This window comes from Streptomyces sp. 12E (assembly GCF_055633275.1).
In genome coordinates this window covers 991,224-1,005,571 of record NZ_JBVNCJ010000001.1, presented here as the reverse complement: position 1 = coordinate 1,005,571, position 14,348 = coordinate 991,224, and the positions used below count along the sequence as shown (strand labels likewise).

At 74.4% G+C, this 14,348-nt stretch carries 12 protein-coding genes and 3 pseudogenes; 4 read left to right on the top strand and 11 right to left on the bottom strand.

Going from position 1 to position 14,348, the window contains the following annotated elements; genetic code table 11:
• Positions 1–182: 182 nt before the first annotated feature.
• The 3 genes and pseudogenes from ACZ8ZB_RS04705 to ACZ8ZB_RS04695 all read right to left on the bottom strand — a co-directional run.
• Positions 183–801: pseudogene (locus tag ACZ8ZB_RS04705) on the bottom strand (beta-L-arabinofuranosidase domain-containing protein); the annotation flags it as partial.
• Positions 802–937: 136 nt separating this feature from the next.
• Entirely contained in the window at positions 938–1,633 is a 696-nt protein-coding gene (locus ACZ8ZB_RS04700) for an HAD family hydrolase (RefSeq protein ID WP_470741420.1), read from the bottom strand.
• Between the two features lie 20 nt (positions 1,634–1,653).
• Positions 1,654–2,130 carry an Lrp/AsnC family transcriptional regulator gene (locus ACZ8ZB_RS04695; RefSeq protein WP_470736450.1) on the bottom strand — a complete coding sequence of 159 codons (477 nt, stop codon included), beginning with the start codon at positions 2,128–2,130 and terminating at the stop codon, positions 1,654–1,656.
• Between the two features lie 208 nt (positions 2,131–2,338).
• Between ACZ8ZB_RS04695 and ACZ8ZB_RS04690 the strand changes: the two genes are divergently transcribed.
• Positions 2,339–3,826: an FUSC family protein gene (locus ACZ8ZB_RS04690; RefSeq protein ID WP_470736449.1), complete on the top strand. Its 1,488-nt coding sequence runs from the start codon at positions 2,339–2,341 to the stop codon at positions 3,824–3,826.
• A gap of 94 nt (positions 3,827–3,920) precedes the next feature.
• Entirely contained in the window at positions 3,921–4,967 is a 1,047-nt protein-coding gene (locus ACZ8ZB_RS04685; protein ID WP_470736448.1) for a lactonase family protein, read from the top strand.
• A gap of 63 nt (positions 4,968–5,030) precedes the next feature.
• Here ACZ8ZB_RS04685 and ACZ8ZB_RS04680 read toward each other — a convergent pair whose 3' ends face one another.
• The 7 genes and pseudogenes from ACZ8ZB_RS04680 to ACZ8ZB_RS04650 form a co-directional block, all read right to left on the bottom strand.
• Positions 5,031–5,954: a sirohydrochlorin chelatase gene (locus ACZ8ZB_RS04680; RefSeq protein WP_470736447.1), complete on the bottom strand. Its 924-nt coding sequence runs from the start codon at positions 5,952–5,954 to the stop codon at positions 5,031–5,033.
• An 84-nt stretch (positions 5,955–6,038) separates the two neighbouring features.
• Positions 6,039–7,046, bottom strand: coding sequence for an N-acetylglucosamine kinase (locus ACZ8ZB_RS04675; protein WP_470736446.1), 1,008 nt, complete (start codon positions 7,044–7,046; stop codon positions 6,039–6,041).
• Positions 7,043–7,720: a uracil-DNA glycosylase gene (locus ACZ8ZB_RS04670; protein WP_470736445.1), complete on the bottom strand. Its 678-nt coding sequence runs from the start codon at positions 7,718–7,720 to the stop codon at positions 7,043–7,045. Before ACZ8ZB_RS04670 ends, ACZ8ZB_RS04675 begins: the two co-directional genes overlap by 4 nt.
• 82 nt (positions 7,721–7,802) lie before the next feature.
• Positions 7,803–8,958 (bottom strand): annotated as a pseudogene (locus tag ACZ8ZB_RS04665) (WD40/YVTN/BNR-like repeat-containing protein).
• 97 nt (positions 8,959–9,055) lie between these two features.
• A pseudogene (locus tag ACZ8ZB_RS04660) lies at positions 9,056–9,466 on the bottom strand (DNA alkylation response protein); the annotation flags it as partial.
• Between the two features lie 217 nt (positions 9,467–9,683).
• The gene (locus tag ACZ8ZB_RS04655) at positions 9,684–10,481 is read right to left on the bottom strand and encodes a pectate lyase (RefSeq protein WP_470736444.1); all 798 of its coding nucleotides are present in this window, start codon (positions 10,479–10,481) and stop codon (positions 9,684–9,686) included.
• Between the two features lie 235 nt (positions 10,482–10,716).
• Positions 10,717–11,796: an NADH:flavin oxidoreductase/NADH oxidase gene (locus tag ACZ8ZB_RS04650; protein ID WP_470736443.1), complete on the bottom strand. Its 1,080-nt coding sequence runs from the start codon at positions 11,794–11,796 to the stop codon at positions 10,717–10,719.
• A 124-nt stretch (positions 11,797–11,920) separates the two neighbouring features.
• Here ACZ8ZB_RS04650 and ACZ8ZB_RS04645 point away from each other — a divergent pair, with 124 nt between their 5' ends.
• Entirely contained in the window at positions 11,921–12,280 is a 360-nt protein-coding gene (locus ACZ8ZB_RS04645; protein ID WP_470736442.1) for an ArsR/SmtB family transcription factor, read from the top strand.
• Positions 12,281–12,310: 30 nt separating this feature from the next.
• On the opposite strand, the gene ACZ8ZB_RS04640 is transcribed toward ACZ8ZB_RS04645, so the two are convergent.
• A complete protein-coding gene (locus ACZ8ZB_RS04640; protein WP_470736441.1) occupies positions 12,311–13,666 on the bottom strand; it encodes an FAD-dependent oxidoreductase in 1,356 nt (451 codons plus the stop codon).
• Positions 13,667–13,865: 199 nt separating this feature from the next.
• Here ACZ8ZB_RS04640 and ACZ8ZB_RS04635 point away from each other — a divergent pair, with 199 nt between their 5' ends.
• Positions 13,866–14,333, top strand: coding sequence for a DUF6214 family protein (locus ACZ8ZB_RS04635; protein WP_470736440.1), 468 nt, complete (start codon positions 13,866–13,868; stop codon positions 14,331–14,333).
• Positions 14,334–14,348: the final 15 nt, after the last annotated feature.

The window sequence follows — 14,348 nt, the reverse complement described above, 5'->3', positions numbered from 1 at the left end:
GCTCGCGGTACAGACCCAACCGCACGGCGTCCGGCCCCGGGTGGCGGGCGACCAGGTTGACCGGGCCGTGGAACAGGGCCTGCAGCGCGGGGTCGTCGGGGGCCGGCTCCACCCGCAGCCGGAAGGGCACGGAGATCCGTACGGTGTCGCCGTCGCGCCAGGTCCGCGCGACCTCGAAGTAGCGGCCGCACCCACGTGGACAGGGTGAGCGCCGGGGCGCCGGTGAGAACGGCCGCCGGAAGGTCCACGTACTGGTACGAGCCGCGCACGTTCTCCGCCGCGCGGCCGAACCGTCCCTCGACGCTCAGCACGGCCGGACCGTGCCGCAGCGCCTCCCGCACCTCGGCCAGGGCCCCGACCACGGTGCCGATCCGGTCGGCGAGGACCTGCTCGCCGGTGCCGCGGTACGCCTGCGCCAGCACGGTCAGGAAATGGCCGGTGTAGTGGCCGCGCAGATTGCCGTTGGCCTCCCCGTCCGGCCCTTCCCAGCCGCCGGGGCGCGACCGCGCCCAGGGTGGACAGGCCGGCGGTGGCGCGGAAGACCTGGAGCAGCCGGTGCACGTCGTAGCCGCGGGCGTGGTCGAGCGTCAGCCGTCGTTTGCCGGCGAAGACGTCCGGCCCGAGCGTCACCTCCTCCAGTCCGAAGGGCCGTACGGTCCACGCCGCCGGCACGCCGGAGGCGCCGGCCGGCGTGCGGGGTGCGGCGACGGCGCGTGCGGTGGCCGCCGTGGGGAGCGCGGTCGCCGTCGCCGTCAGGGCGGCGGTACGGAAGAGGGTTCGTCGGGAGAGGGGCGGTGCCATGGATGCTCTTCTGTTCGATATCACGAACACTATGCGAGCCATAGACCAGGCGATAGGAGGAGGCGGAAAGGCGTCAACGGCTCGGGAGCGATCGGTTCCGGACGTTCACCGGGGACGCGCGGACGGCGGGAGCCGCTCAGGAGCGACGGGTGGAGTCCGCCAGCCAGGCGAGCGCGGCCCGTGCCGTGAACTCCTCCTGCCCGCCGCGCAACAGCAGGCCGGCGGTGGCGAACTCGGGGGCGTCGGCCTGGGCGGCGACGTAGGGGACCGCGATGCAGCGCATCCCGGCCGCGTGCGCGGCGGCGGCGCCCGGGGCCGCGTCCTCGACCACCACGCAGTCGGCCGGGTCCGCGCCGAGCCTGCGGGCCGCCTCCAGGAAGACGTCGGGGGCCGGCTTGCCGTGCGCGACCTCGTCGGCCGCGACGACGGTGCGCAGATGTGCGTCCAGACCGGTGCCGGCCAGGATCACCTCGATCGCCTCGGGCGAGGAACCGGACGCCACGGCCATCGGCACCTCCTCGGCCGCCAGCAGTTCGACGAACGCCCGCATCTGCGGGTACACCCGCGTCGAGACGCCGGCCAGCCGCAGATAGTGGCGGTTCTTGACCGCGAGCAGCTCCTCCACCGGGGCGGACAGACCGTACCGCTGCCGCCAGTCGGCGATCGTCTCCCGGGTGCTGATCCCGACGTAGCGCTCGTGCTCGGCCCAGGAGAAGTCCGGCACCCCATACTCGGCGAGGGTCCGTCGGCCCGCCTCGTAGTAGTTGGGTTCGCTGTCCACGAGCGTTCCGTCGAGATCGAAGAGGACCGAGAGGCTGCCGAGCGTGTTCACGGGGTCCAGGATGGCAGGGCTCACCTGCGCGCCGTACGGCCGATCGACTCCACCAGCGGCAGCAGCCGGTGCGGGACGCGTTCGCGCAGCGCCACCTCGCTGCGGGTGCGGACCACGCCGGGCAGGCTGATCAGCTTCTGGATCACGTCCTCCAGGTGCGCGTTGTCGCGCGCCACGACCCGGGTCAGCAGATCGCCGCCGCCGGTGATGGAGAACGCCTCGACGATCTCCGGTACGGCGGCCAGCGCCTCGCCCACCTCGTCCAGGCGCCCCTGGGTGACCTCGATGTGCACGAACGCGAGGACGGGATGGCCCAGCGCGGCGGGGGAGAGGGCGGGGCCGGTGCCGGTGATCACGCCCTCGCGCTCCATGCGGTCGAGGCGGGCCTGCAGGGTCCCGCGGGCGATCCCGAGGATCCGGGCGTACTCCCGCACGCTGGTGCGGGGCTGCTCCAGCAGCAGCCGCAGGATGCGGGTGTCGAGCTCGTCCACGGCCATCGGGCCTCACGTCTCCGGTTCGGCCATTGGCACGTCGATGGCCATGGGAATGCCGAGAGCACTGTACCAATGGCACACTTTCGCAAGAACCTGTTGAGCCACTGGTGGAAGAGGTGCTGATATAGGTGAGTCGATGGCGCTGCGGACGACCCCGCGGCGCCTTTTTCGTGCCACGGCGCACACCATCGGATCTCCCAGGGGGCGGTACGTGCTGAAGAGGGTGTTCACGGCTCCGGACCCGGGCCGGACGCGGCTGCGCTTCGCGACGCGGGCCGTGCTCGGCATCGGTCTGGCCGTCGTCGTCTGCGGCCTGGCCGGGCACTCGCTCACCGGTGCCGTCACCGGTGGGCTCGCCGCGCTGCTCGCCCTGTTCACCGTCACCGACGCCACGGTCCGCGGGCAGGCCGTCACCACGGCGCTGCTGCCCGCCGTCGGCCTGCCGGTGCTCGCCGCCGCGGCCGTCCTGCACGACCATCCGGTCGCCCGCGACCTCACCTTCCTCGCCGTGGTCGGGCTCGGCGTGTACGCGCGGCGCTGGGGTCCGCGCGGCCACAGCCTCGGGGTCTTCGCGTTCATGACCTACTTCGTGGCGCAGTTCCTGCACGCGAGGACCGGCCAGCTCCCCGAGCTGTACGCCTCCGTCCTGCTGTCCGTGCTCGCCGCGGCCGCGGTGCGCTTCGGGCTGTGGTGCTACGAGCGCCGGCTGCCCCCGGCCGTCGTACCGGCGCCGCCCGGCGGCACCGGACTGGCCCGCGTGACCACCCGCCAGGCGGTCCAGGCGACCGCCGGTGCGGGCTTCGCCCTGGTCGTGGGCCAGCTGGTGTCCGGACAGCGCTGGTACTGGGCCGTCGGCGCCACCTGGTGGGTCTTCGTCAACACCGCCTCGCGCGGCGAGACCCTGGTGCGCGGCTTCCGCCGGGTGCTCGGCACCGTCATCGGCATCGGGCTCGCGCTCCTCGTCGCCGTCCCCGCGCACGGGGACGGGCCGTTGACCGCCCTGGTCGTCGCCGTCGCGGTCTTCGGCATCTTCTACACGGCCGCCGTGTCCTACACCTGGATGATGCTCTGGGTGACGTTGCTCGCCGCCATGCTGTACGGCCTGCTGGGCGTGCTCACCCCCGGCCTGCTGGCGCTCCGGCTCGTGGAGACGGCCGTCGGCGCGCTCGGCGCCGTGCTGGCGGTGCTCCTCGTCCTGCCCGTGACCACGCACAGCGTCACCGACGCCTGGATCCAGCGGGCCCTGCGCTGCGTCCACGCGTGCACCGCCGAGGCGGCCGCCCGGCTGGCCGGGAGGGCGGACGCCGACCCGGCGCCGGTGGTGGCGGAGCTGGAACAGCTGCTCGCCCGGGTACGGCTCTCGGTCGCCCCGCTGGTGCATCCGCTGAACCCCCTGCTCGGCCGCAAGCGGCGCGCCCGGCGGGTGCTCGACCTGCTCGACGCATGCGCCCGGGAGATCCGGGGCCTCGTCGCCGTCGCCGCCGACCCGGAGGCCTCGCACGACGCCCGGCTGGCCGCCGCCTGCTGGCGCGTCGAGGCCGCCGTCGAGGCGCTCACCGGCGGTCGGGACATCGTCGTACGGACCTCCCCGGCCGGGACGGAGCCCGCCCTGGCCCACCTGCACGGCCTGGAACGCGCCCTCGCCGAGCTGGCCGCGCCGCTGCGGGCGCCGTCCGGCTCCTCGTCGGCCGGGGTCTGACCCGCACGGACGCACCGGACGGGTCTCTGGTCTAGACCTGAGGTGATCGGCTGCTACCGTCACCCCGGTCGGCAGCGGACGAGAGGGGACAGTCGTGGCGGACGGCAGGCGGCGGGCGTTCATCGGGTCGTTCACGGCGGCGGGAGGCCCGGGCATCGTCACCGCGGCCATCACCCCCGGCAGCGGCGCGCTGACCGTCCTGAGCACCCTGAACGCCGTGCCCGACCCGTCCTACCTGGCCCTGTCGCCCGACGGCCGCATGCTGTACGCGGTCAGCGAGACGGCCGAGGGCGCCGTGGCCGCGTTCCGCGTGACCGGGAACGGGACGGAGCCGGCCGGGCGCCGGGTGCGGGTGGACGGCAGCGGGCCGACCCACCTCAGTCTCTTCGCCGGACACGTCCTCACCGCGAATTACGGTTCCGGCAGCGTCAGCGCCGTCCCCGTCCGCCCGGACGGCAGCCTTGCGCCGGTGCCCGGGGTGTTCCGGCACAGCGGCTCCGGTCCCCACCCACAGCGCCAGCGGGGCCCGCACGCCCACCAGGTGCAGCCCGACCCGAGCGGCCGCTGGGCGGTCGGTGTCGACCTGGGCACGGACTCGGTACGGGTCTGCACCCTGGCCGACGGCGTGCTCGTACCGCACCGCGAGACCGCCCTGCGCCCGGGATCGGGCCCGCGACACCTGGCCTTCCACCCCGACGGCTCGTACGCGTACGTCCTCAACGAGCTCAGCCCCACCCTCGTGGTCTGCCGCTGGGACGCCGCCGGCGGCGCGCTGAGACCGCTGGCCGAGGTCCCGGTCCTGTCCGGCGCCCCGGCCGGCGACGCCTACCCGTCGGGGGTGGCCGTCTCGCCCGACGGACGCTTCGTGTGGACCGCGACCCGCGGCGAGGACGTCCTGTCGGTATTCGCGGCCGGGGGGAGGGGCGAGGCGCTGACCCCGGTCGCCACCGTCCCCTGCGGCGGTCACTGGCCCCGCGCGATCACCGAGTCCGACGGCGTGCTGTACGTCGCCAACGAGCGTTCCGGGGACGTGACCTGGTTCGCGCTCGACCCGGACACGGGAGTGCCGCGGCGCGCCGGCTCCGTCCCGGTGGCAGCGGCGTCCTGCGTGGTCACCGGGACGGAGCCGGAAGGGGCATGACGAAGGGCCCGCTCCGGAAGATCCGGAGCGGGCCCTTTCGGCGTCGGGCGCGAGCCTGCCGGGTCAGCGGGCCGGGGTGCTCTGCGCCTGCTGCGGGGCGATGCCCAGCGCGGTCGTGTACTTGGCCAGCGCCAGCTTGCCGATCGCCGGGTACGGGCCGAGCGCCTCGGCGGCTGAGCAGCCCGCCTCCTTCGCGGCCTCCTCGATCAGGCTGGCGTCGATCTCCGGGCCGATCAGGTACGGCGCGAGCGCCAGCTGCTGCGAACCGGAGCCGCGCAGCTGCTCGGCCACGGAGGCGATGGAGCCGTCCTGGTCCAGGGCCGCCGCCATCACCGGCACGGCGAGGCGCGCGGCGAGCAGCATGCCGGTGATCCCGGCCGCCTGCACGGCCTCGTCACCGCCCACGGAGGCCAGGATGATGCCGTCCGCCGCGGTCGCCACGGTGAACAGGCGGGCACGGTCGGCGCGGGCCAGACCGGCCTCGGAGAGCCGTACGTGCAGCGCCTCGGCGAGCAGCGGGTGCGGACCCAGCACATCGGTCAGCTCGGCGGCGACGCGGCTGTCCATCACGGCCTGGCGGACCTGGCGCAGCAGCGCGCTGTCCGGACCGGCGAGCAGCGGCACGACGACGGCGACGGGGCCGTCGGGCTCCTTGACGTCCATGCCGGCGGCACGGGCCTGCTCGAAGCGGGCCGTGCGCTCCCCGGCCGCGTGCGCGAGGACGGACGTCAGCGAGGAGAACTCCTCGTCGTCGCCGTCGAGGTAGCCGATCCGGGCGTCCAGGCCGGGCAGCTCGGAACGGGCGATGCTCACGACCTCGTCGGCGAGCGAGCGGGTGGCACTACTGGGCGCACCCGGCACGGCGAGGACGAGCGCGGGCGCGTCCTCGGGAGCCACCAGCGGCTCGGGACGGCGGTGCCGCCCGGGCTGGCGGGGGCGCGGCATTCGTACTGGCAGGCCGGACGCGGGCCCAGTGGGGGTGCTCATATTGCGGCATGTTAGTGGCTTCCCGGGCTCCCCTGTTCGGGGAGGGTGCAGGTGAGCGGTATCCGTCCGGTTTTGTCTGATGAGTCACGTACGGACGTCGGCCGCGCGGGTGACGTCCTCACCTGCCGGGCTCGTCACGCACAGCATCTTCTCGTCGCCCGGAAGGGTGAACGCGTCGGCGAGGAGGTCCTCCGCGACGCGGACCGCCCCGTGCAGGGGGTCTCCTTCGGCCATGATCCACCGCGCCCCCGGCAGCCGCTCGGTCAGCTCCTCGTCCAGGGGGCCGAGCAGCGCGGCGCCCATCCGGAACAGGCCTCCGGTGAGACCGATCACCGGTGCGTCCGCCGCCGGGCAGACGGCCGCGGCGGAGTCGGCCATGTGCCGGGCCGCGGCCCGCAGCACCCGCACGGCGACGGGGTCGCCGTCGGCCGCGCACTCGCCCACCCGGGGCGCGAAGGAGGCGAGCACGGCCGGCCGGTCGGTCCGCGGATACAGCCGGCCGGGCAGTTCGGCCGCCGGGCCGAACAGGTCCTCGGCGGCGGCCAGCAGCCGCGCGGAGCCGCCCCGCCGCCCGTCGTGCGCCCGCAGCGCCGCCTCCAGCCCCGCCCGCCCGATCCAGGCGCCACCGCCGCAGTCGCCGAGCAGGTGGCCCCAGCCGTCCGCCCGGTACCAGCCGGTCAGGTCGGTGCCGATCGCGATCAGACCCGTACCGGCGGCGATCACCGCACCGGGCCGCGGCCCGAGCGCACCGACGTACGCGGTGACGGCGTCCGCGGCCAGCGCCGCCCGTCGCACGCCCAGCTCACGGCGGAGCGCGTCCGGCAGCTCCGCGCGCAGCGCGTCCCCCAGGCCGGCCAGCCCGGCCGCGCCGACGACGGCCACCTCCAGCCGCTCGATCCCGGCCTCGGCGCACAAGGCCCGCGCCATCGGCGCCAGCCGCTCCACGAAGTGCCCCGGGTCGATGCCGCGCTCACCGGTCCGCACCGGTTCCCCCGAAGCGGCACGGGCCAGCGGACCCCGCCCGCCGGCCCCGACGGCCGCCCGCAGACCGGAACCCCCGGAGTCCACGGCGAGGAAACCGGGCCCGGTCACGGCAGGCGCCAGTCCACCGGTCGGCCGCCCTGCCGGATCAGCAGGTCGTTGGCCCGGCTGAACGGACGGGAGCCGAAGAAGCCGCGGTCGGCGGACCTCGGTGACGGATGGGCCGACTCCACCGCGGGCAGATCGCCCAGCATCGGGCGGCAGTTGCGGGCGTCCCGCCCCCACAGGATGGAGACCAGGGGTTTGCCACGGTCGGCCAGCGCCCGTATCGCCTGCTCGGTGACCTCCTCCCAGCCCTTGTCGCGGTGGCTGCCCGGCCTGCGCGGGGCCGTCGTCAGCGCCCTGTTGAGCAGCAGCACGCCCTGCTCGGTCCAGGGGGTGAGGTCGCCGCTCGACGGCTGGGGCAGTCCCAGGTCGGTGTTCAGCTCCCGGAAGATGTTGATGAGGCTGCCCGGCAGCGGCCGCACCTCGGGCGCGACCGAGAACGACAGTCCCACCGCGTGCCCCGGGGTGGGGTACGGGTCCTGCCCGACGATCAGGACGCGTACCTCGTCGAAGGGTTGCTGGAAGGCCCGCAGGACGTTCGCTCCGGCCGGGAGGTAGGTGCGTCCCGCGGCGATCTCCGCACGCAGGAAGTCCCCCATCGCGGCGACTCGTCCGGCCACCGGCTCCAGGGCCTTCGCCCAGCCCGCTTCGACGATTTCATTCAAGGGTCGTGGTGCCACGGGCGTCACCCTACTGCCGCGACGGCGGCGCAGATCAACCAGTGGCCAGGGCCGGACGGGATCCCCGTGCGGCTCGTGCGGCTCATGCGACGACCGCGGCCCGTACGCACAGTACGTCCGGCAGGTGCGACGCCAACTGCCGCCAGCTGTCGCCGTCGTCGGCGGACGCGTACACCTCGCCGTTGCGGTTGCCGAAGTAGACGCCCGCCGGGTCCGCCCCGTCGTGACACATCGCGTCGCGCAGCACCGTGCCGTAGTGGTCCTCCCGCGGCAGTCCCGCCGCGAGGGGCTCCCAGCTCCCGCCCGCGTCCGTGGTCCGGTAGACCCGGCAGCGCCGGCCGGCCGGCACCCGGTCGGAGTCGGCGTTGATCGGGAACACGTACGCCGTGCCGGCGCGGTGGGGGTGGGCCACGACCGCGAAGCCGAACGTCGACGGCAGGCCCCCGCCGATGTCCGTCCAGCTTCCGCCCGCGTCGTCGCTGCGGTACACGCCCCAGTGGTTCTGCAGGTACAGCCGGTCCGGGTCGCCCGCGTCCCGGGCGACCTTGTGCACGCACTGCCCGAACTCCGGGTTCGGGTCCGGCAGAAACACCGCGGACACCCCGGAGTTGGACGGGGCCCAGCTCGCGCCGCCGTCCAGGGTGCGGAACACGCCCGCCGTGGAGACGGCCACCGTCACGGCGCGCGGATCACGCGCGTCGGTCAGCACGGTGTGCAGGCCCTCACCGCCGCCGCCCGGCACCCACTTCGCGCGCGTGGGGTGTTCCCACAGCGGCCGGACCAGCTCGAAGGACTCCCCGCGGTCCTCCGAGCGGTACAGCGCGGCCGGTTCCGTCCCCGCGTACACCACGTCCGGTTCGGCCACGGACGGGTGCAGCTGCCAGACCCGCTCCAGCGAAGCCCCCGTGTCCTTGGGGAACCTGACGGCGGGCCGGGCCGGCTCGGTCCAGCTCCGGCCCAGGTCGTCGGAGTGGAACACCGAGGGGCCCCAGTGCGCGCTGTCCCCGCCGGCCAGCAGCCTCGGGCTCGCGCCACGGGTGTCGATGGCGACCGAGTGCACGGCCTGTGCGTTGAAGTGGGGACTCTCGTCGAACTCCCAGGCGCCCCCTCGCCGGCGCCCGATGAACAGGCCCTTGCGGGTGCCCACGGCGAGCAGTACCTCGGTCATGCCGATCACCTCCGAGACGTCTTCGTCGACGCCCTCGTTCCAGGACACCGGCCAGTCTGCACCCCACCACTGACAGTCACCCCCCCGGACCGGCGTCGCCGCAGGCCGGAACCGGTGCCACCGCGTACGGGGAGGACCGTGCGAGGCGACCCGCCGGCGGGTCGGCCGCCGTCCGGCAACGCGTGGCCGAGGATCGCGTCCAGCCCGGCCGCCGCGGACAGCGTGCCGAAGGCGTGCCCCCGGTCGCCGCCCAGCCGCGTCGCGCAGAAGGCGTCGGCGACCGCGGGCGGGGCGTGCCGGACGAGGAGGGAGCCCTGGAGGGCCGGGGCCATCCGCTCCACCAGCCGCCGGGCGCCCGCCTGCGACCCCTCGGCCGACCGGTCCTTCAGCCCGGCCACGGCCGCGTCCAGCCGGACGTCCGCCCCGCGCGCCACGGCGAGCCCGTCGAACAGGGCCTGCGCGGTGGCCGGGTCCCGGCCGAGCGCCCGCGGCACGTCGGGCGCGTTGACGTTCCCCGAGCCCTCCCAGATCGACGGCAGCGGGGCCTCGCGGTAGTGCCGGGGCATCCCGGACTGCCGTCGTGCGCCATCTGCTCGCCGATCCCGTCCTGCTGCCCGCCGACTGGCCGGGCGAGGAGCCGCGGTCCGCCTACGCGGGGTGCCGGCGGGAGCTGACGGGGAGGTGCGCTCCCGCGTGGGGGGGGGGGGGCGGCGCGTGACGCGGGGGTGCGCACGGGGACGGCCGGCCGTACGAGGCGCCGCGCGGGACGTCTCGTACGGCCGTCACCCGTGGGGGCTACCGGTAGGTGATGTCGGACGACGCGTACTTGCAGTACGTGCTGTCGGGGCCGGAGCCGTTGGTGCTCGGCTCCTTGCCGGTGTTGTTGCCGATGTACTTCTGGCAGGGGACGATCTTCTTGCTGCTGTCCCCGATGATCGTGATGTTGCGCAGGGTCGCGCTGTCGCCGTAGTTGGTGTTGATGCCGGCGATCCTGCTGCCCTTCCAGGTCACCTCGATGGTGTTGAGGTTGATGGTCCGCTTGTACTGCGTGGAGCAGTTGCCGCAGGAGCGGACGAAGGTGCCGAAGTTCTTGACCGCGAAGTTCGACACGTTCAGCGTTCCGGCCCCGTTGAACTGGAACACCTTGTCGCCGGCTTCCTTGGCGCCGCCGCCGCTGACGGTGTAGACCGACCCCGAGGACTTGCCCTTGAACGTGGCGGCGTCCTCGCCGACGTCCTCCCACCAGACGTTCTGCAGCGTGCAGGAGCCCTTGCAGTGGACGCCGTCGGCCGCGGGGGCGCCCAGGATGACGTTCTTCAGGACCGCGCCGTCCGCCAGTTCCAGGATCGGGCCCTGGTCCTCGTCCTGGCTGCCGGAGCCGAGGTCGCCGGTGCCGTACAGGCGCTTCATCCCGTAGTCCTTGGTGCCGGACACGGCGATGGTGGAGGAGACGCCCTGGCTGCCGTTCGCGGTCGGCCAGGTGGCGGCGCTCGCCGGGGACGCACCCGTGGTCATGAGCATGCCAACAGAGAGTCCCAGGGTGGCGAGCGCGCCCGTCAGCGCGCGGGCGCGTGGTCGTTTCGCGGAAGTCATGTCGTTCCTTCTGTCGTGGTGTGGGGGGCGAGCCATGTGGGTGAACGACGTTCAGGATGATGCGCGATTGACCCGCCAGGTTGACGTGAGCGGGTCATACCGCTGAACGGAAGGTATGGGGCAAGCGCTTTCTAGTCAATGTCCCGCGCACATCACATTCGGTCAGGAAGGAACGTCGTCGGCGGCCCGGGGCGCTGGGGGCGCCCCGGGCCGCCGACGCGGTGGCGGACGGTGCTCAGACCGAGAGGTGGTACTGGTCCGGCACGTGGACCTCGCCGCCCAGCTCGCGGGCCGCGTGCCGGGCCCAGGAGGGATTGCGGAGCAGCTCGCGGCCGAGGAGCACCGCGTCCGCCTCGCCGTTGGCCACGATCTTCTCCGCCTGTTCGGCGTCGGTGATCAGCCCCACGGCGGCGACCGGCATCGGCGTCTCGGCGCGCACCCGCGCGGCGAAGGGGACCTGGTAGCCGGGCCCGGTCGGGATGCGGACGCCGGGGGCGTTGCCGCCGGTGGAGACGTCCAGCAGGTCGATGCCGTGGGCGTGCAGTTCGGAGGCGAAGCGGACGGTGTCGTCCGGGGTCCAGCCGGACTCCTCCAGCCATTCCGTGGCCGAGATCCGGAAGAACAGCGGCTTGTCGTCCGGCCACTCCTCGCGCACGGCGTCGACCACCTCGAGCGCGAACCGCGTCCGGTTCTCGTACGAGCCGCCGTAGGCGTCGGTGCGGCGGTTGGAGCGCGGGGACAGGAACTCGTTGATCAGGTAGCCGTGGGCGCCGTGGATCTCGGCGATCTCGAACCCGGCGGCCAGCGCGCGGCGCGCGGCGGCGCGGAACTGTCCGACGACGTCACGGATCCGGTCGACGGACAGCTCGTCCGGCACCGGGTGCCGCTCGTCGAAGGCGACCGCGCTCGGGGCCACCGGCTGCCAGCCGCGGGCGTCCGGCCCGACCGGCGCACCGCCCTTCCAGGGCCGCTCGGTCGACGCCTTGCGTCCGGCGTGCGCGAGCTGGACGGCGGGGACGGTGCCCTGCGACGCGAGGAAGCGGGTGATCCGGCGGAACGCCTCGACCTGGGTGTCGTTCCAGATGCCGAGGTCGTACGGGGAGATCCGGCCCTCCGGCGACACGGCGGTGGCCTCCACGACGATCAGTCCCGTGCCGCCGGCCGCGCGGGCCGCGTAGTGCGCGAGGTGCCAGTCGTCGGGCGCGCCGGCCCCGGGCCCTTCGGGTGCGGCCGAGTACTGGCACATCGGGGACATCCACACCCGGTTGGGAACGGTGACGTCGCGCAGGGTGTACGGCTGGAAGAGCGTGCTCACGAGGGGCTCCATTCGGCGAGGGCCGGGACGGGTGCGGCTCATACGGTAAACACCGTAGTACGGGAAGTGTCAAACTATGATGGTTCTCGTACCATGAGGATCCCCGGACCGAAGGTGAGCCGCCGTGACGAACGCCTCCCCTGCCCCCAGCAGCCGCGATCTGCCGCACCCGGCGTGCGAGGAGATCCGGCTGGAGGGCGTGCTGCACGCGCTCTCCGACCCCGTACGGCTGCGGATCGTGCGCGAGCTCGCCGCCGGGGGCGTCGAGCTGTCCTGCTCGCACTTCGATCTGCCGGTCACCAAGTCCACCACCACGCACCACTTCCGGGTGCTGCGCGAGAGCGGTGTGATCCGGCAGGCCTACGAGGGCACCGCCAAGATGAACAGCCTGCGCCGGGGGGACCTGGACGCCCTGTTCCCGGGACTGCTCGACTCCCTGCTCACCGCGGCCGCCCGCCAGGCCGTCCGCCACGACGGGCTCTGACCGTCCCGGGCCCGGACACGCCCCCTTCCGTCACGGGCGGGGCTGCCCGTCCGCTCCGCGAGCCGCCGACAGGAGGGACTCCCAGTCGGGGAGCTTGACGACGCTCCGGCCGAGGGAGGCGCCCAGCCGGGCCTCCGCCCGCTCGATCGCCTGCCAGCCCGTCCACGTGACCGGTTCGACGCCCTCGGCCCGCAGTGCCGCCAGCGGATCGCCGGGCAGGTCGCGGTCGGTGAGGAAGGGCGCGTCCCGCAGCAGGGAGGTCACCGTCTCCTTCGCGCAGGGCCGGTTGGTGCCGATGACGCCCGTAGGACCCCGCTTGATCCAGCCCGCCACGTACTCGCCCGGAGCGACGGCGCCCTCCCGCAGCACCCGCCCGGCGAGATGCGGCACCGTGCCGCCGGCCGGGTCGAACGGCAGTCCTTCCAGCGGCACCCCGCGGTACCCCACCGAGCGGAGCACCAACTGCGCCTCGATGTCCTCGAACCGCCCCGTGCCCGTGACGCCGCCGTGGCCGTCCGGCACCGTCCGCTCGAAGCGCGCCGCGCCCACCCTGCCCTCCCGGGCGACCAGTTCGACCGGGCGGAGGAAGAAGCGCAGCCGGATCAGCCGCCGGGCGCCCGGCGGCGGCGCCCCGGCCCAGCCGCGCAGCACCTCGACGTTGCGGCGCTGCGGGGCGGGCAGCGCGGACGGGTCCGTGTACGCGGGGTCCCGCGCCGCCTCGGCCGGGTCCACGGCGAGGCCGGTGTCCGGCAGGGTCCCCAGTTCGCGCAGCTCCTTGGTGGTGAAGCGGGCCTGGGACGGGCCGCGCCGGCCCACCATGTGGATGCGGTCCACCCGGCCGGCCGCGAGCGCGGTCAGGGCCGCGTGCGGCATGTCGGTCGGGCTCAGCTCCGTCGTGCCCCGGGCCAGGATGCGCGTCACGTCCACGGCGACGTTGCCCACCCCGATGACCACCGCGGACCGCACCCCGCGCAGGAAACCGTCGTCGGAGGCGTCCGGATGCGCGCTGTACCAGGACACGAACTCCGTCGCCGACCAGCTGCCCGGCAGCTCCTCGCCCGGGATGCCCAGGCGCCGGTCCGTGGCGGCGCCCACGCAGTACACCACCGCGTGGTACAGCTCCCGCAGCCGCGCGACCGGCACCCCGCCCGGCCCGACCGGCACCCCGCCGAGGAAGCGCACGCGCTCGTGCTCCAGGATCGCGCGGAGGGTGCCCTGCAGGGACTTGATCTTCTCGTGGTCCGGCGCCACGCCGTAACGGACCAGGCCGTACGGGCACGGCAGCCGGTCCAGGACGTCCACGCGCACCCGGGCGTCCTGCTGGACGAGGCTCTGGGCGGTGTAGCACCCGCTCGGCCCGGAACCGACGACGGCGACACGCAGCACGGCGGAACTCCTCACCCGGGGACCGACAGGAGATCGCTGGTGTCTCCAGCATGGCACCGTCCGCGCTCCGCTGACAGGGTGCCGTCCGCCGTCCGGGGTGCGTGTTCTTACGGAGGGAAACTGATCACGCGGTTACGTTGCGTGTGTGCTTGAGGCATCTTTTCTTCATCTTTCCGATCGTTCTCCGGTGGAGGGCGCGGTGTCCGTATGGCCCGCGTGGGAGGTGCGGGAGGGCGAGCGGGCGACGCGGTGGCTCCACGTGCGGCTGGCCTTCGGCGACGGGGCCCGTATCGACGCGCTGGTGACGGTGTGCGAGGGATGGGTCTGCGTCGAGGACGTACGGGCCCGGCCCGCGCTGGCCCTGGAGGACCTCCCCCTGTTCGCCGACTGGATCGAGGGGCCGCTCGCCCGGGCCTGCGGCGCCGAGGCCGAGCCGGGCCCCGGGGACGGGGCCGAGCCGGGCGGGTCCCGGGAGCGGCCCGCCCGGCCGGGGGAGCCGGTGGAGCACGGTCGCGTGGCGCGGGCGTACCGCGCGGCGCAGGAGCGGGGAGCCGATCCGGTCCTCGCCGTGATGGACGAGACCGGGTACAGCCGGCGCGGTGCGCTCAGGCTCATCGGCCGGACGCGTGACGCGGGGCTGCTGCCCTCGCGGCACGCCCGGCGCTGAGCCGCCCGGCCGGCC

Coding starts and splice junctions, on each gene's coding strand:
- ACZ8ZB_RS04655 (WP_470736444.1), bottom strand. CDS start 10,481: ATGACTTCCGCGAAACGACCACGCGCCCGCGCGCTGACGGGCGCGCTC.
- ACZ8ZB_RS04680 (WP_470736447.1), bottom strand. CDS start 5,954: ATGAGCACCCCCACTGGGCCCGCGTCCGGCCTGCCAGTACGAATGCCG.
- ACZ8ZB_RS04695 (WP_470736450.1), bottom strand. CDS start 2,130: ATGGCCGTGGACGAGCTCGACACCCGCATCCTGCGGCTGCTGCTGGAG.